At 72.7% G+C, this 16,097-nt stretch carries 14 protein-coding genes and 1 pseudogene; 7 read left to right on the top strand and 8 right to left on the bottom strand.

What is annotated here, in order from left to right:
- Positions 1-124: 124 nt before the first annotated feature.
- The 3 genes and pseudogenes from AB0O29_RS13660 to cutA form a co-directional block, all read left to right on the top strand.
- Positions 125-847, top strand: a pseudogene (locus tag AB0O29_RS13660) ((Fe-S)-binding protein); the annotation flags it as partial.
- A gap of 47 nt (positions 848-894) precedes the next feature.
- On the top strand, positions 895-1,851 hold the full coding sequence (locus tag AB0O29_RS13655; RefSeq protein WP_365150880.1) for an EamA family transporter: 957 nt from the start codon (positions 895-897) through the stop codon (positions 1,849-1,851).
- A gap of 608 nt (positions 1,852-2,459) precedes the next feature.
- Positions 2,460-2,777, top strand: coding sequence for a divalent-cation tolerance protein CutA (gene cutA, locus AB0O29_RS13650; protein WP_365150877.1), 318 nt, complete (start codon positions 2,460-2,462; stop codon positions 2,775-2,777).
- Positions 2,778-3,405: 628 nt separating this feature from the next.
- On the opposite strand, the gene AB0O29_RS13645 is transcribed toward cutA, so the two are convergent.
- The 3 genes from AB0O29_RS13645 to AB0O29_RS13635 all read right to left on the bottom strand — a co-directional run bounded on the left by AB0O29_RS13645 (position 3,406) and on the right by AB0O29_RS13635 (position 6,577).
- A complete protein-coding gene (locus AB0O29_RS13645) occupies positions 3,406-5,055 on the bottom strand; it encodes a phospho-sugar mutase (RefSeq protein ID WP_365150874.1) in 1,650 nt (549 codons plus the stop codon).
- A 66-nt stretch (positions 5,056-5,121) separates the two neighbouring features.
- Complete coding sequence (locus AB0O29_RS13640; RefSeq protein ID WP_365150871.1) at positions 5,122-5,928, bottom strand: purine-nucleoside phosphorylase; 807 nt, start codon at positions 5,926-5,928, stop codon at positions 5,122-5,124.
- A gap of 211 nt (positions 5,929-6,139) precedes the next feature.
- Positions 6,140-6,577 (bottom strand): gamma-glutamylcyclotransferase, encoded by a 438-nt coding sequence (locus AB0O29_RS13635; RefSeq protein ID WP_007266087.1) that lies wholly within the window; start codon positions 6,575-6,577, stop codon positions 6,140-6,142.
- Positions 6,578-6,785: 208 nt separating this feature from the next.
- On the opposite strand from AB0O29_RS13635, the gene AB0O29_RS13630 reads away from it, so the two are divergent.
- Together AB0O29_RS13630 and AB0O29_RS13625 are read left to right on the top strand one after the other, a co-directional pair.
- Positions 6,786-8,225 (top strand): NAD(P)H-quinone dehydrogenase, encoded by a 1,440-nt coding sequence (locus tag AB0O29_RS13630; protein ID WP_365150868.1) that lies wholly within the window; start codon positions 6,786-6,788, stop codon positions 8,223-8,225.
- A gap of 199 nt (positions 8,226-8,424) precedes the next feature.
- A complete protein-coding gene (locus AB0O29_RS13625) occupies positions 8,425-9,390 on the top strand; it encodes a DeoR/GlpR family DNA-binding transcription regulator (RefSeq protein WP_365150865.1) in 966 nt (321 codons plus the stop codon).
- Positions 9,391-9,634: 244 nt separating this feature from the next.
- Here AB0O29_RS13625 and AB0O29_RS13620 read toward each other — a convergent pair whose 3' ends face one another.
- Positions 9,635-11,398 carry a biotin carboxylase N-terminal domain-containing protein gene (locus AB0O29_RS13620; protein ID WP_365150862.1) on the bottom strand — a complete coding sequence of 588 codons (1,764 nt, stop codon included), beginning with the start codon at positions 11,396-11,398 and terminating at the stop codon, positions 9,635-9,637.
- A 378-nt stretch (positions 11,399-11,776) separates the two neighbouring features.
- Between AB0O29_RS13620 and AB0O29_RS13615 the strand changes: the two genes are divergently transcribed.
- Positions 11,777-12,217 carry a hypothetical protein gene (locus AB0O29_RS13615; protein WP_365150859.1) on the top strand — a complete coding sequence of 147 codons (441 nt, stop codon included), beginning with the start codon at positions 11,777-11,779 and terminating at the stop codon, positions 12,215-12,217.
- On the opposite strand, the gene AB0O29_RS13610 is transcribed toward AB0O29_RS13615, so the two are convergent.
- The 4 genes from AB0O29_RS13610 to AB0O29_RS13595 all read right to left on the bottom strand — a co-directional run bounded on the left by AB0O29_RS13610 (position 12,198) and on the right by AB0O29_RS13595 (position 14,866).
- Complete coding sequence (locus AB0O29_RS13610; RefSeq protein ID WP_344163983.1) at positions 12,198-12,797, bottom strand: nucleoside triphosphate pyrophosphatase; 600 nt, start codon at positions 12,795-12,797, stop codon at positions 12,198-12,200. The genes AB0O29_RS13615 and AB0O29_RS13610 overlap by 20 nt on opposite strands.
- A gap of 10 nt (positions 12,798-12,807) precedes the next feature.
- Positions 12,808-12,942, bottom strand: coding sequence for a hypothetical protein (locus AB0O29_RS13605; RefSeq protein WP_365150856.1), 135 nt, complete (start codon positions 12,940-12,942; stop codon positions 12,808-12,810).
- Positions 12,943-13,039: 97 nt separating this feature from the next.
- A complete protein-coding gene (locus tag AB0O29_RS13600) occupies positions 13,040-13,252 on the bottom strand; it encodes an acyl-CoA carboxylase epsilon subunit (RefSeq protein ID WP_365150853.1) in 213 nt (70 codons plus the stop codon).
- Positions 13,253-13,273: 21 nt separating this feature from the next.
- Complete coding sequence (locus AB0O29_RS13595) at positions 13,274-14,866, bottom strand: acyl-CoA carboxylase subunit beta (RefSeq protein ID WP_365150850.1); 1,593 nt, start codon at positions 14,864-14,866, stop codon at positions 13,274-13,276.
- Between the two features lie 131 nt (positions 14,867-14,997).
- Here AB0O29_RS13595 and AB0O29_RS13590 point away from each other — a divergent pair, with 131 nt between their 5' ends.
- Positions 14,998-15,864, top strand: a complete 867-nt coding sequence (locus AB0O29_RS13590) for a biotin--[acetyl-CoA-carboxylase] ligase (protein WP_365150847.1) — start codon at positions 14,998-15,000, stop codon at positions 15,862-15,864.
- Positions 15,865-16,097: the final 233 nt, after the last annotated feature.

The raw sequence follows: 16,097 nt of genomic DNA, 5'->3' as shown, positions 1-16,097 counted from the left end.
GGTTTCCCCCGGGGGGGGGGGGGGGGCGGGGGGGGGGGGGGGGGGGGGCCCCCCCCCCGAAGCGGCGCCCGGGGCGCACCGCCCGCAGGGCCCGCCCCCGACCCCACCCCTGTCCCCGGCCCGGGTCACCCTCTTCCCGGACACCTTCACCAACCACCTCACCCCCGAAACGGCCCGCGCAGCCCTCCGCGTGCTGGCCGCCGCCGGCCTCCCCACCACCCTCCCCGCCACCGGCCACCCCTGCTGCGCCCTCACCTACATCTCCACCGGCCGCCTCACCACCGCCCGCAAGGTCCTGCGCCGCACCCTGGACACCCTCGGCGAGCCCGAGGGCCCCGTCCTCGTCCTGGAACCCAGCTGCGCCGCGGCCCTCCGCACCGACCTCCCCGCCCTCCTCCCCGACGACCCCCGCGCCCACCGCCTCGCGGCAGCGGTCCGCACCTTCGCCGAGACCCTGGAGGAGTACGCCCCCCACTGGACCCCGCCCCGCCTGGACCGGCCCGTCGCGGGCCAGACCCACTGCCACCAGCACGCCGTCCTCGGCGACGCCGCCGACCGGCGGCTGCGCGAGCGCGCCGGGCTCACCGGCGGGCTCAGCGGCGGCTGCTGCGGCCTCGCGGGCGACTTCGGCTTCCAGCCGGGCCACCACGCCGTCTCCGTGGCCTGCGCGGAGGAGCAGCTCCTGCCCTCCCTGCGCGCCGCCGCCCCCGGCACCGCCGTCCTCGCCGACGGGTTCTCCTGCCGCACCCAGATCGCCCAGCTCTCCGAGCACCGAGCCCGCCACCTGGCGGAACTCCTGGCGGAGGCCCTCCCGGCGGACCGGCCGGACCCGGCGGAGCCCGTGTAAGAGAGAACACGGAGGCACGCCCCTTACCCACCCCTTAATCTGGAGAAATGCCCGCACCCTCCGCTTCCCCCACGAAACCCCCCACCGGAACGACGTCGTCCGCCACCACGAGCCCCAAGGGCGCTCCCGACGCTCCCAACGCTCCCGGCGGCCTCCGCGACCGCTTCGGCCCGGTGGCACTCGTCGTCGCGGCGGGCGTCTCGGTGCAGTTCGGCGCGGCCCTCGCGGTCATGATCATGCCGAGGGCGGGCGCGGCGGGCGTGGTCACCCTGCGCCTCGCGGCCGCCGCGCTGGTGCTGCTGGCCGTCTGCCGGCCCAAGGTGCGGGGCTACACGCGGGCCGACTGGGGCACGGTCGTCGCCTTCGGCGTGGCCATGGCGGGCATGAACGGCCTCTTCTACCAGTCCATCGACCGCATCCCCCTGGGCCCGGCGGTCACCCTGGAGGTCCTCGGCCCGCTGGCCCTCTCCGTCATAGCCTCCCGCCGCCTGGTGAACCTCCTGTGGGCCGGCCTGGCCCTGGGCGGCGTCGTCCTCCTCTCGGGCCACGGCGGCGGAGGCCTCGGCTTCGGCTCCCTGGACCCGCTCGGCGCGGCCTTCGCGGTGGGCGCGGGGGCGATGTGGGCGGCGTACATCGTCTTCAGCGCCCGCACCGGCCGCCGCTTCCCCCAGGCGGACGGCCTGGCCCTGGCGATGGCGGTGGCGGCGGTCCTCTCCCTCCCCCTGGGCATCGCCCAGTCGGGCTCGGCCCTCCTGGTCCCGAGCACCCTGGCCCTCGGCCTGGGCGTGGCGGTCCTCTCCTCGGTGCTCCCCTACACCCTGGAACTCCTCGCCCTCCGCCGCCTCCCGGCCCCGACGTTCGCGATCCTGATGAGCCTGGAACCGGCGATCGCGGCGACAGCGGGCTTCCTGGTCCTCCACCAGGCGATGTCGGCCCTGGACGCGGTGGCGATAGCCCTGGTCATAGCGGCAAGCATGGGCGCGGTACGAGCCCAGCGGGGCTGACCCCCTGCGGGGTCGGCCGCCCACCCGCCTCCCCGGGGAGCGGTCTCCCGCCAGGCAGCACTGGGACAGCGGGCGGGACCGGGGGAGGGCGGGACTTGACCCGACCGTTCTCAGGGAGGGTTGGGGGTTTCCCGCCAGTCTCATCGTCCTTCCGCGTCGGGCCGGTCAGTCAAGAGCGCTCCTTCGTCGCGTCGCTTCGCGATGTCGCTGCGCTCCACTCTTGACAGCCCGTCCCGCCACGAAATGCCGAAGACTGCCGGGAACCCCCCAAAGGAACGGGACGGATGTAAGTCAGACATGCGGCGGGATCAGCGATGAGCCGGGCAGACCGGGCCACGGCAGACCACACATCCGGCCCCCGACAGCGCCAAACGGCAATCCGGGCCAGCCCACGCATCAGATCGCTACGCGCTTCTCATCGCTTGGCGTCCGGCGACCGTCTGGGGCCGCTACCTGCACCCAAGGCCGACGAGATCGGCATCGGGGACCGGCGGGCGCAGCAGATCGCTACGCGCTTCTCGGATTTCGGCGTCCAGTTGGCGTCTGTGGTTGCTATCCGCACCAGGGAATCCCAGCAGCTCCGATAGCTGTCGGACTACCGTGCCCGCATGGCTGACTTCATGATCGTGCTGACGACGACCGACACCCAAGAGGCCGCCCGCGCCCTCTCCCGTTCGGCCGTCGAGAAGAATCTGGCGGCCTCCGGGCAGGTGAGCGGACCGATCGAGACCACCTACCGGCACCTTGGCACGGTCTCCCACGGTACGGAGTGGCAGGTGACCTTCAGGACCAGCGGGGATCGGTACGAGGCCCTGGAAGAACACCTCGTGTCACACCACCCGTACGACTCCCCGGAGGTCATTGCCTTCGCCATCGACGCGGGCCGCGCCGAATACCTGGAATGGATCACCCGCGCCACCCGCTAGACCCGGTGTGGGCCCGGCGGTCACCGTCCCCGCCTATGACCAGCCCCAGACGGCCGCCGGACGCCGAGACCAGCGAAGCGCGTAGCGATCTGACGCGCCCACCGGCCCCGGATGCCGCTCTGATTGGCATTTCGTGCGGGTAGCGGCCCCAGACGGCCGCCGGACGCTGAGAATTGAGAAGCGCGTAGCGATCTGATGCGTGGGCTGGCGCCGATTGCACCTAATGGCGGCCCGGATGCCCGGCTTGCCGTGTCCCGACGGCTCGGCTCATCGCTGATGCCGCCGTATGTCCAAGGAACATCCGTCCCGTTCCTTTGGGGGGTTCCCGGCAGTCTTCGGCGTTTCGTGGCGGGTCGGCCTGTCAAGGGTCGCCGCAGGCGATCGCGAAGCGACGCGACGAAGGAGCGCCCTTGACAGGGCGGCCCGACGCGGAAGGACGATGAGACTGGCGGGAAACCCCCAGCCCTCCCTGAGAGCGCCCCGCTTGGACCCCGCCTGCCCCCGGCCCCGGTCGGCTGTCCGGTCACCGCTCAGCGGGAGTCGGCGCCCGCCCAGCGCCCCGTACCGACGCCGACGGCCCCCTCGGCTGGGCCGAGGGGGCCGTCGGGCGTGGGGGTGGGGCCGGGGGTTACAGGCCCATCGCCGCCGCGAGGTCCTTCTTCACCGTGTCCAGGATCTCCTGGCCGCGGGTGCGGGCCGAGGTGAGGTCCGAGGCGTCCGTCACCGGGACGACGACCTCCAGGTAGCACTTCAGCTTGGGCTCCGTGCCCGACGGGCGGCAGATCACCCGGGCCTTGTAGTCGCCCTCCAGGTAGTAGCGGAGGCCGTCCGTGGGCGGGAGGGTGGCCGTGCCCTTGGACAGGTCCTCCGCCGAGACCACCCGCAGGCCCGCCAGGGAGGTCGGGGGCTGCGCGCGGAGCTGCGCCATCGCGTTCGCGATGATCGACAGGTCCTCGACGCGGACCGAGAGCTGGTCGGTGTGGTGGAGGCCGTGGGCCATCGCCAGGTCGTCCAGCAGGTCGGTCAGGGTGCGGCCCTGCTCCTTGAGCACCGAGGCCAGCTCGGCGACCAGGAGCGCGGCGGTGATGCCGTCCTTGTCGCGGACGCCCTCGGGGTCCACGCAGTAGCCGAGCGCCTCCTCGTAGCCGTAGCGCAGGCCCTCGACGCGGGCGATCCACTTGAAGCCCGTCAGGGTCTCCTCGTAGCCCACCCCGGCCGCCTCCGCGATCCGGCCCAGGAGGGACGAGGAGACGATCGACTCGGCGAAGACGCCCTGCGCGCCCTTGTGGACCAGGTGGGCGGCCAGGAGCGCGCCGACCTCGTCGCCGCGCAGCATGCGCCAGCCGCCGTCGTCGGGGACGGCGACCGCGCAGCGGTCCGCGTCCGGGTCGTTGGCGATCACGATGTCCGGGCGGACCTCGGCGGCCTTCGCGAAGGCCAGGTCCATCGCGCCCGGCTCCTCCGGGTTGGGGAAGGCGACCGTCGGGAAGGCCGGGTCCGGCTCCGCCTGCTCGGCGACGAGCACCGGGGTGGGGAAGCCGTGCCGGGCGAAGGCCGCCATGACGACGTCCTTGCCGACGCCGTGCATGGCCGTGTAGACGGTCCGCACGCCGCGCGGGGACCCGGGGGTCAGGACGGCGTCGGTGCGCGCCAGGTAGGCCTCCAGGACCTCCTCGTCGAGCTGCAGCCAGCCGTCGGAGGGGCGGGGGACGGACGCGAGGGAGGGGACCGCGTCGATCTCCGCCGCGATCTGCGCGTCCGCCGGGGAGACGATCTGCGAGCCGTCGCCGAGGTAGACCTTGTAGCCGTTGTCCCGGGGCGGGTTGTGGCTCGCGGTCACCTCGACGCCGGCGACGGCTCCCAGATGCCTTATCGCGTACGCGAGGACGGGCGTGGGGAGGGGGCGGGGGAGGACGGCCGCGCGCAGTCCGGCGCCCGTCATGACGGCCGCCGTGTCGCGGGCGAAGTCCGCGGACTTGTAGCGGGCGTCGTAGCCGACGACCACCAGGCCGCCCTCGTGGCCCTGGGCCTTGAGGTAGGCCGCCAGGCCCGCCGCGGCGCGGATGACCACGGAGCGGTTCATCCGCATCGGGCCCGCGCCGATCTCGCCGCGCAGTCCGGCGGTGCCGAACTGGAGCGTGCCGGAGAAGCGGTCCGCGAGCTCGGCGGTGTCGCCCGCCTCGATGAGCGCGCGCAGCTCGGCCGCGGTCTCCTCGTCGGGGTCCTCCGCCAGCCAGGCCCGGGCCCGGGTGAGCAGGTCGTCCTGTGCCTGTTCCACTAGTTCCGCCTTACCTCTCGTACGTCGGTCGTCGAGTTGTCGAGTCGGGTCGAGTCGAGTCGTCGATCAGATGCGGGCGAGGACCTGCGTCAGCAGGGTGCCCATGCGGGCGGCGGAGTCGCGGCCGGCCTGGAGGACCTCTTCGTGGTTCAGCGGCTCGCCGGACAGGCCCGCGGCCAGGTTGGTGACCAGGGAGATGCCCAGGACCTCGGCGCCGGCCTCGCGGGCGGCGATGGCCTCCAGCACGGTGGACATGCCGACCAGGTCGGCGCCCATGACGCGGATCATGTTGATCTCGGCCGGGGTCTCGTAGTGCGGGCCGGGGAACTGGACGTAGACGCCCTCTTCGAGGGTCTCGTCGATGTCCTTGCACATGGCGCGCAGGCGCGGCGAGTACAGGTCGGTGAGGTCCACGAAGTTCGCGCCGACGATCGGCGAGGTCGCGGTGAGGTTGAGGTGGTCGCTGATCAGGACGGGCTGGCCGGGCTTCATGCCCTCGCGCAGGCCGCCGCAGCCGTTGGTGAGGACGACGGTCTTGCAGCCGGCGGCGACGGCGGTACGGACGCCGTGGGCGACGGCGGCGACGCCGCGGCCCTCGTAGTAGTGGGTTCGGCCGAGGAAGAGCAGCGCGCGCTTGTCGCCGATCTTGTACGAGCGGATCTTGCCGCCGTGGCCCTCGACGGCGGGCGGCGGGAAGCCGGGCAGCTCGGTGACCGGGAACTCGGCCTCGGGCGCGCCGAGCGCCTCTGCGGCGGGGGCCCAGCCGGAGCCCATGACGAGGGCGACATCGTGGGATTCGACGCCGGTGAGCTCGCGGAGGCGGGCGGCGGCGGCGTCGGCGGCGGCGAAGGGGTCGGTAACAGATGCGTTCACGCGGATGAGCGTAGCCGCTGTTGGCCTACGCGCGTAGATGGCACAGCTCACGGTGTTCGGATCGTTGCCTTGTCGTTTCCGCCGAATCGTCCCGGAGGGGCGTGGAGGGCCTTTCCCGGGGGCTCCGGCCCCGGACCCCCGCGCCTCAAGCACCGGCGGGGCTGGATACGGCTGGAGGTGGCTGGACGGAGCCTGAAGCTCCGCCTCAGCGTCAGCAGGGGCGCTTGCGGAGTTCCATCACGTAGTCGTGCGGGGCGCCGGCCGATTCCGCCGCGTCGGCGATCTCGCCCAGGTAGCGGGCCGAGGGGAGGCCGCCCTCGTAGCCGTTCAGGACGTAGCACCAGGCGGCCTCCTCGCCGTCCAGCGTGTGGACCCGGATCCGCATGCGGCGGTAGATGTCCAGGCCGACGCCCTCCCAGCGGTCCATGGAGTCCTCGTCCAGCGGCGCGATGTCGTACAGGGCGACGAAGACCTGCTGGCGGGGGGCTTCCACGATGGTGGCGAGGGCGCCCTCCCAGCCCATCTGCTCGCCGCCGAAGGTCAGCCGCCAGTCGTTGATCCAGCCCGTGCCGCGCAGCGGCGAATGCGGAGCGCGGCGCGTCATCAGCCGCGGGTCGAGGTTGCCGGCGTACGCGGCGTAGAGCGACATGAGGTCGAGGGTACGGGAGGGGCGCCCCGGCACGCGTGCCCGGATGGCGCACGGATGACAGGACCGGGAGTGGGACACGTGAGCGGGACCGGGAGTGGAGCACCTTGAAGCGTGCGGGACAATGGGCGTGGAATGCATCCCCCGGGGAGACCCCCCGGATCGCCGGCAGGGGCGGCAGCCGGCCGGGCAGACGTGAGGCGGAGTTTTCGTGACCCGGATCGTGATCATCGGCGGCGGACCCGGCGGGTATGAGGCGGCCCTGGTGGGGGCCCAGCTCGGCGCGGAGGTGACCGTCGTCGACTGCGACGGTCTGGGCGGGGCGTCGGTGCTGACCGACTGCGTGCCCTCCAAGACCCTCATCGCGACCGCCGAGGTCATGACCACCTTCGACTCCTCGTACGAGGAGCTCGGCATCGTCGTCGCCGACGACACCCCGCCCATCGAGCAGGCCGCGCGCGTCGTCGGCGTCGACCTCGGCAAGGTGAACCGGCGCGTCAAGCGCCTCGCGCTCGCCCAGTCGCACGACATCACCGCGTCCGTGACCCGCGCCGGCGCCCGCGTCCTGCGCGGCCGCGGCAAGCTCGGCGGGCCGCAGGGCATCGACGGCACCCGGGACGTGATCGTCACCGCGGCCGACGGCACGGAGACGATCCTCACCGCCGACGCCGTGCTGATCGCCACCGGCGGCACCCCCCGCGAGATCCCCGACGCGATGCCCGACGGGGAGCGGATCCTGAACTGGACCCAGGTCTACGACCTGGAGGAGCTCCCGGAGGAGCTCATCGTCGTCGGCTCCGGTGTGACCGGTGCCGAGTTCGCCGGCGCGTACCAGGCGCTGGGCTCCCGCGTGACGCTGGTGTCCTCCCGTGACCGCGTGCTGCCGGGCGAGGACCCGGACGCGGCCGCCGTCCTGGAGGACGTCTTCCGCCGCCGCGGCATGAACGTCATCGGCCGCTCGCGCGCCGAGTCCGCCAAGCGGGTCGGCGACCGGGTCGAGGTCACCCTCTCCGACGGCCGGGTCATCAGCGGCACCCACTGCCTGATGGCGGTCGGCGCGATCCCGAACACCAGGGACATGAACCTGGAGGAGTCCGGGGTCCGGCTGAAGGAGTCCGGGCACATCTGGACCGACAAGGTCTCGCGGACCTCCTCGCCGGGCGTGTACGCCGCCGGTGACGTGACCGGCGTCTTCGCGCTGGCCTCCGTCGCCGCCATGCAGGGCCGGATCGCGATGTACCACTTCCTCGGCGACGCGGTGGCCCCGCTGAACCTGAAGACGGTCTCCTCGAACGTCTTCACCGACCCCGAGATCGCCACTGTCGGTTACACCCAGGCCGATGTGGACGCCGGGAAGATCGACGCCCGTGTCGTGAAGCTGCCCCTGCTGCGCAACCCGCGCGCCAAGATGCAGGGCATCCGGGACGGCTTCGTGAAGATGTTCTGCCGCCCGGGCACCGGGATCGTGGTCGGCGGCGTGGTCGTCTCGCCGCGCGCGAGCGAGCTGATCCACCCCATCTCGATCGCCGTCGACAACAACCTGACGGTCGAGCAGATCGCAAACGCGTTCACCGTGTACCCCTCCCTGTCGGGTTCGATCGCCGAGGTCGCCCGCCAGCTGCACACCCGCAAGGCCGCCGGAGAGGCGTAGGGCCGAGCGGCCGCCCGGGCCAACCGCCCCTCCCTCCAAGGGGGTTGGGGCGGGTTCCAGGGCCGGGCGGTGGCGTCCGGGTGGACGCGGGATGTCCGTTCGGACGCGTATACCACTTGTCGCCCCACCGTATGGACAACTTCGGTATTCCGGCGCAAGGAGCTGAAACCAGACGGTCGTTGGGGTTACTGTCAGTTTCGTGTTCGCTGCTGAACGTCGCCAATTGATCCTCGAAATGGTGCGGGCCAACGGTGCGGTATCGCTCCGTGAGCTCGCCCGCGTCGTCCAGACCTCCGAAGTGACCGTACGGCGGGACGTGCGGGCACTGGAGGCAGAAGGACTCCTCGACCGCCGCCACGGCGGTGCGGTCTTGCCGGGCGGTTTCACGCGGGAGTCCGGCTTTCCGCAAAAGTCCCATCTCGCGACGGCGGAGAAGACCGCCATCGCCGATGTCGCGGCCGGCCTCGTCGAAGAAGGCGAGGCCGTCGTCGTCGGCGCCGGCACCACGACCCAGGAGCTGGCCCGCCGGCTCGCACGGGTGCCCGGCCTGACCGTCGTCACCAACTCGCTGCTCGTCGCCCAGGCGCTGGCGCACGCCAACCGGGTGGAGGTGGTGATGACCGGCGGCACGCTGCGCGGGTCGAACTACGCCCTCGTCGGCAGCGGCGCCGAGCAGTCCCTCCAGGGGCTGCGGGTCTCGCGGGCCTTCCTGTCCGGCAGCGGTCTGACCGCCGAGCGCGGGCTGTCCACGTCCAACATGCTCTCCGCGAGCGTGGACCGGGCGCTGGTGCAGGCGGCGGCGGAGGTCGTCGTCCTCGCCGACCACACCAAGCTGGGCACGGACACCATGTTCCAGACGGTGCCGACGGACGTGATGACCCGGCTCGTGACGGACGAGCCCCCGCCGCACGACGACCGGGCCGCCACCGAGCTCCAGGCGCTGGCCGACCAGGGCGTGCAGATCACCGTCGCCGGCTCCGCGCCGGCCTCGGGCGGCCACGGGGGTCCCGGGGACGGCATGCCGGGGCGCAGGCCGCGCCGTGACGCCCCGCTGCCGGTGCAGCGGCGGGGCGGGCCGGGGGCGCAGCTGCGGAGCGCTCCCGCGTCGATGCTGGAGCAGCAGGCGGGCGAGCGGGGTCGCGTCGCGGACATGCGGCGGCGGTAGCCGCCGCCGTTCCCCCGGCCGGTGTCCGCCGGGCCGTCCCCGCCAGGGCGGCCCGTCGGACACCGGCCGGCGGCGTTGGAATGTGCCACGCACGTCCAGCCCCGTCGGCTTGAGCGCAACGGGGTCCGGGGCCCGCCCCGGGAAACGGTGGAAGGGCGGGTAGGGGACAGCCCCGCAGGGACCCGGTGAGCGCGAAGGCCCCGCCCGGTGTACCCGGGCGGGGCCTTCGTCAGGTGCTGGGGCGTCAGTCCTTGATCTCGCAGATCGTGGCGCCCGACGTCAGCGACGCGCCGACCTCGGCCGTCAGGCCGACGATCGTGCCGGAGCGGTGCGCGTTCAGCGGCTGCTCCATCTTCATCGCCTCCAGGACGACGACCAGGTCGCCCTCGTTGACCTGCTGGCCCTCCTCCACGGCGACCTTGACGATCGTGCCCTGCATCGGGGACGCGAGGGTGTCGCCGGAGGCGGCCGGGCCGGACTTCTTCGCGGCGCGGCGCTTCGGCTTGGCACCGCCCGCGGCGGCCGTGCGGGCCAGGGTCATGCCCAGCGAGGACGGGAGGGAGACCTCCAGCCGCTTGCCGCCGACCTCGACGACGACCGTCTCGCGGCCGGGCTCGTCCTCGGTGTCCTCGGCGGCCGGGGCGGCGAAGGCCGGGATCTCGTTGACGAACTCGGTCTCGATCCAGCGGGTGTGGACCGTGAACGGGTTCCCGCCGGCCGGGGCGAAGGCCGGGTCGGCGACGACCGCGCGGTGGAACGGGATGGCGGTGGCCATGCCCTCCACGTTGAACTCCGCCAGGGCGCGGGCGGCGCGCTGGAGGGCCTGCTCGCGGGTGGCGCCGGTGACGATCAGCTTGGCCAGCAGGGAGTCCCAGGCGGGGCCGATGACCGAGCCGGACTCCACGCCGGCGTCCAGGCGGACGCCCGGGCCGGTCGGGGCGTCGAACTTGGTGACGGTGCCGGGCGCGGGCAGGAAGCCCCGGCCCGGGTCCTCGCCGTTGATGCGGAACTCGAAGGAGTGGCCGCGCAGGACCGGGTCCCCGTAGCCGAGCTCCTCGCCGTCGGCGATGCGGAACATCTCGCGGACCAGGTCGATGCCGGCGACCTCCTCGGTCACCGGGTGCTCGACCTGGAGGCGGGTGTTGACCTCGAGGAAGGAGATGGTGCCGTCGGTGCCGACCAGGAACTCGACGGTGCCCGCGCCGACGTAGCCGGCCTCCTTGAGGATGGCCTTGGACGCCGCGTACAGCTCGGCGTTCTGGGCCTCGGACAGGAAGGGGGCCGGGGCCTCCTCCACGAGCTTCTGGTGGCGGCGCTGGAGCGAGCAGTCACGGGTGGAGACGACGACCACGTTGCCGTGGGAGTCGGCCAGGCACTGCGTCTCGACGTGGCGCGGCTTGTCGAGGTAGCGCTCGACGAAGCACTCGCCGCGGCCGAAGGCGGCCACGGCCTCGCGCACGGCGGAGTCGTACAGCTCGGGGACCTCTTCGAGCGTGCGGGCGACCTTCAGGCCGCGGCCGCCGCCGCCGAAGGCGGCCTTGATCGCGATGGGCAGCCCGTGCTGCTCGGCGAAGGCGACGACCTCGTCCGCCCCGGAGACCGGGTCGGGGGTGCCCGCGACGAGCGGGGCGCCGGCGCGCTGGGCGATGTGGCGGGCGGCCACCTTGTCGCCGAGGTCGCGGATGGCCTGCGGCGGCGGGCCGATCCAGGTCAGGCCCGCGTCGAGGACGGCCTGGGCGAACTCGGCGTTCTCGGACAGGAAGCCGTATCCGGGGTGGACGGCGTCCGCACCCGAGTCGGCTGCGGCCTGCAGGACCTTGCCGATGTCGAGGTAGCTGGTCGCCGGGGTGTCACCGCCCAACGCGAAAGCTTCGTCTGCCGCGCGGACGTGCAGAGCGTCCCGGTCCGGATCGGCGTAGACGGCTACGCTCGCGATCCCGGCGTCCCGGCAGGCCCGGGCAACGCGGACAGCGATTTCGCCACGGTTGGCGATGAGCACCTTGCGCACGATGGCTCCCTCCTTGAAACAAGCTGAGTTTAGGGACTGCCGACACGGCCTTACGACCCTTCCCCGGTGGTGAGCTTGCCCACACAGAGCGTGATGCGAGTGCCCCTTGAGTGTGAAAACCCTTGTGTCGCCCCAGGTCAGGGTGATCCCCGACTGCACAGTAACCCCGTGGTGCGTCGGAGGTCTCTGTTCGGCGGGTCAGCGGCCCCCGTCGATTCTTTGTGGAGTCCCGACGAACGGCCTAGGCAATCTTTGCGTGAGAGCCGTCACGGACCCCGTCCCGTAACCGACCGGCCCCGACCTCTTGTCCGCGGGTTTACTCGTTAGTAGCCTCCGTGGCGTCGAACACGCTTGTGGCGTGGGAGGGATGGGGGCGTCGTGCTGCGCAGACTCGTGGCGGGGCTGGGCGCGCTCGCGCTCGCCGCCGAGGCGGCGGTGCTCGTCGTCGTCCATCTGGTGCTCGGCCGGGCGACGGCCAGTCAGTCGATGTCGGTGGCCGGCAGCGATCCGGACGTCATGTCCAAGGCGACGTACGGGCTGGGGATCGCCCTGGGCGCCTTCCTCCTGCTGAACGCCGCGTTCCTCGCCGTCGCCGCCCTGCGCGACCGCCGGCCCGGGCGCGTCGCCCGGGCCGTCCTCGTCGCCGCCGCCGTCACCCACGTGGTGCTCGGCGCCCTCGCCGCCGCACTCGTCGGCTGGGGCGCCTTCGCGGTGGTCATGGCGGTCTTCTGCCTGATCACGGCGACCCTGACCCTCCACGCGGACCGCGCGGCGGAGCGGGGAGCGCCGGAGCGGCGGCTCAGACCCACAAATCCGTGATGGACACGTCCAGTTCGCCCAGCAGGGAGCGCAGCAGCGGCATCGACAGGCCGATCACGTTGCCCGGGTCGCCGTCGATGCCGTCGATGAACGCCGACGACAGCCCGTCCAGGGTGAACGCCCCGGCCACGTGCAGCGGCTCGCCGCTCTCCACGTACGCCGCCACCTCCGCGTCCGTCGGCTCGCCGAAGCGGACCGTCGTCGAGGCCGTCGCCGAGACCTGACGCCCCGTCGCCGTGTCGATCACGCAGTGGCCCGTGCGCAGGACGCCGGCCCGGCCGCGCATGGACTTCCAGCGGGCCGTGGCCTCCGCCGCGTCCGCCGGCTTGCCCAGCGCCTCGCCGTCCAGCTCCAGCACCGAGTCGCAGCCGATCACCAGCGCGCCGGCGGCCTCGGGCAGCTCCGCCACCACGCCCGCCTTGGCCTCGGCCAGGGCCAGCGCCAGCTCGGCCGGCTCGTCGTGGTCCAGCGTGTCCTCGTCGAAGCCGCTGACGATCACGTGCGGGGCCAGGCCGGCCTGCCTGAGCAGGTTCAGCCGGGCGGGGGAGGCGGAGGCGAGGACGAGCGTGCGTACGGTCATGGGGGCCAGCCTAGAACGGGGCCACGCCCAGCACGTAGACCCCCACCAGCGTCGCCAGCAGGAGCAGCACCAGCATCCGCCGCAGCATCGCCTGGGCGTCGCGCATGTCCTTCGGCGGCTCGTCCTTCGGGTCTGACCAGAGCATGCTCCGATCCTTGCCCCGGCACGAAGGCGGCGCCTGAGTACCCGTACTCAGGCGCCACCGTCCGTTCGCGCCATCTTTCCCCTGGCCGGGGGACGGTTCAGCCCTGGTTCGGCCAGTACGTACGGCCCCACGCGCGCGGACCCGGCCGCATCACGTGCCGCCGCGCCACCCGGCCCGGCGCCGCCCACTCGTCCGGGACCCGGGGCGCGCCCGACGGCGCGGAGGCCAGCGCCGCCGCGCGCGCGTGGACCACCGCCAGTGCGGCGGCCAGCTCCTCGGGGGTCGGGTTGCCCTTGACGACCTTGATCATCACTGTGAGCTCCTCGGGAACCTAGAGGGGGATGTTGCCGTGCTTCTTCGGGGGCAGCGACTCCCGCTTGGTGCGCAGCTGCCGCAGGCCCTTCACCACGTGGGCGCGGGTCTCCGACGGCATGGTCACCGCGTCGACGTAACCGCGCTCGGCGGCCGTGTAGGGGTTGAGCAGGGTGTCCTCGTACTCGGTGATGAGCCGGGCCCGGGTCTCCTCCACCTCCTCCGGGGCGGCCTCCGCGATCGTGCGCCGGTGCAGGATGTTCACCGCGCCCTGCGCGCCCATGACGGCGATCTGGGCCGTCGGCCAGGCCAGGTTCAGGTCCGCGCCGAGGTGCTTGGAGCCCATGACGTCGTAGGCGCCGCCGAAGGCCTTGCGGGTGATGACGGTGATGAGGGGGACGGTGGCCTCGGCGTAGGCGTAGATCAGCTTCGCCCCGCGCCGGATGATTCCGTTGTACTCCTGGTCGGTGCCCGGGAGGAAGCCCGGCACGTCGACGAACGTCAGCACCGGGATGTTGAAGGCGTCGCAGGTCCGTACGAAGCGGGCGGCCTTCTCCGAGGCGTTGATGTCCAGGCAGCCGGCGAACTGCATCGGCTGGTTGGCGACCACGCCCACCGGGTGTCCCTCGACGCGGCCGAAGCCGGTGAGGATGTTCGGGGCGAACAGGGACTGCGTCTCCAGGAACTCCCCGTCGTCCAGCACGTGCTCAATCACAGTGTGCATGTCGTACGGCTGGTTCGCACTGTCCGGGATCAGCACGTCGAGTTCGAGGTCGGCGTCGGAGACCTCGGTGTCCGCCTCCTCCGGGAAGGCCGGGGGCTCGGACAGGTTGTTCGACGGCAGGTACGCGAGCAGCGACTTCACGTACTCGATGGCGTCCTTCTCGTCACCCGCCATGTGGTGCGCCACGCCGGAGGTGGAGTTGTGGGTGCGGGCACCGCCCAGCTCCTCGAAGCCGACGTCCTCGCCGGTGACCGTCTTGATGACGTCCGGGCCGGTGATGAACATGTGCGAGGTCTGGTCGACCATGACCGTGAAGTCGGTGATCGCGGGGGAGTACACGGCGCCGCCCGCGCAGGGGCCGACGACCAGGCTGATCTGCGGGATCACGCCGGAGGCGTGGACGTTGCGGCGGAAGATCTCGCCGTACATGCCCAGCGCGCTGACGCCCTCCTGGATGCGGGCGCCGCCGGAGTCGTTGATGCCGACGAGCGGGCAGCCGGTCTTCAGCGCGAAGTCCATGACCTTCATGATCTTCTGGCCGTAGACCTCGCCGAGGGCCCCGCCGAAGACCGTGAAGTCCTGCGAGAACACGGCCACGGGGCGGCCGTCCACCGTGCCGTAGCCGGTGACGACGCCGTCGCCGTAGGGGCGGGTCTTCTCCAGCCCGAAGTTGGTCGACCGGTGCCGGGCGAACTCGTCCAGCTCGACGAACGACCCCTCGTCCAGCAGCAACGCCACCCGCTCACGTGCCGTCAGCTTGCCCTTGGCGTGCTGCTTCTCGACGGCACGCTCGGAACCGGCGTGTGTGGCTTCCTCGACTCGGCGCCGCAGATCCGCGAGCTTGCCCGCGGTCGTGTGCATGTCGATCGGCTCTGAGGGTTGGGACATCGGGGTCGCGGCTCCCTGTGTGGTGTCAACTGCCTGGTCAATTGATTGACTGCTGCTGGCTACTGGTGCGTAGCGTATCGGCGGGCATGGCGCTCGGCAGTGCGGCGTTTGACACACCTACATTGGGTTGCATGACTCCACAAGATGCTTCAGCCGGAGCTACGCCGGGCCGCTGGTCGAGCCTGGATCGGCCGCCCCTGAACGCCTCCGCCCTCTCGCGGGCCCTCGTCGTCGAGGGTGGGCTGTGGGACTCCCTGGAGGTCGTCGCCTCCACCGGGTCCACCAACTCCGATCTCGCCGCGCGGGCCGCGGAGCTGCCCGAGGGGGCCGTGCTGGTCGCCGAGGAGCAGACGGCCGGTCGGGGGCGGCTCGACCGGAGCTGGGTCGCGCCCGCTCGGTCCGGGCTGTTCTTCTCCGTGCTGCTCAAGCCGGGCGCGGGCGTGCCCGAGGAGCGGTGGGCGTGGCTGACGCTGCTCGCCGGGGTGGCCACGTCGGCCGGGCTGTCGCGGGCGGCGGGCGTGGACACCCTGCTCAAGTGGCCCAACGACCTGCTGGTGACGGTGGACGGCGAGGAGCGCAAGACCGGCGGGATCCTCGCCGAGCGGGTCGGCGACGGGGTGGTCATCGGCATCGGCCTCAACGTGACCCTCACCGAGGACGAGCTCCCCGTGCCGGCGGCGGGCTCCCTGGCCCTCGCGAAGGCGACGGTGACCGACCGGGAGCCGCTGCTGAAGGCCGTGCTGCGGTCGCTGGAGGACTGGTACGGGCGCTGGCGCGAGGCGGGCGGCGACCCGGCGGACAGCGGGCTCCAGGAGGCGTACGCGGCGGGCTGCGCGACGCTGGGCCGCCACGTCCGCGCGGACCTGCCGGGCGGCCGCGAGCTCACCGGAACGGCCGAGGCGCTGGACGCGGACGGGCGCCTGGTGATCCGTACGGCGGACGACGCGCGGGAGGCCGTGGGCGCGGGAGACGTGGTGCACCTGAGGTCGGTGCGGTAGCGGCGCTCGGGCCCCGTCGGTGACCTGTCTGGCCGAAGCGGGCACGAGGCTCTGAACCGGCGGGGCGCGCCCCGGAACGGGTTCGGGCGGGCGGCGGAAACCGCGGGCGGCGAGCGGTTTTCGCGCCCGCGCGGACCCCTGGGCCGGGCTCCGGCGCCCCGGAGGCGGAGAGCCTCCCAAAAGAGGGTGAGTGAGCTACGGCACACCTGCCGTATGGTTTAGGCGATCCCGAC

Origin of the sequence: Streptomyces sp. NPDC089915, assembly GCF_040684675.1 — a bacterium.
Taxonomy (GTDB): domain Bacteria; phylum Actinomycetota; class Actinomycetes; order Streptomycetales; family Streptomycetaceae; genus Streptomyces.
This window is presented reverse-complemented; position numbering and strand designations above follow the sequence as displayed.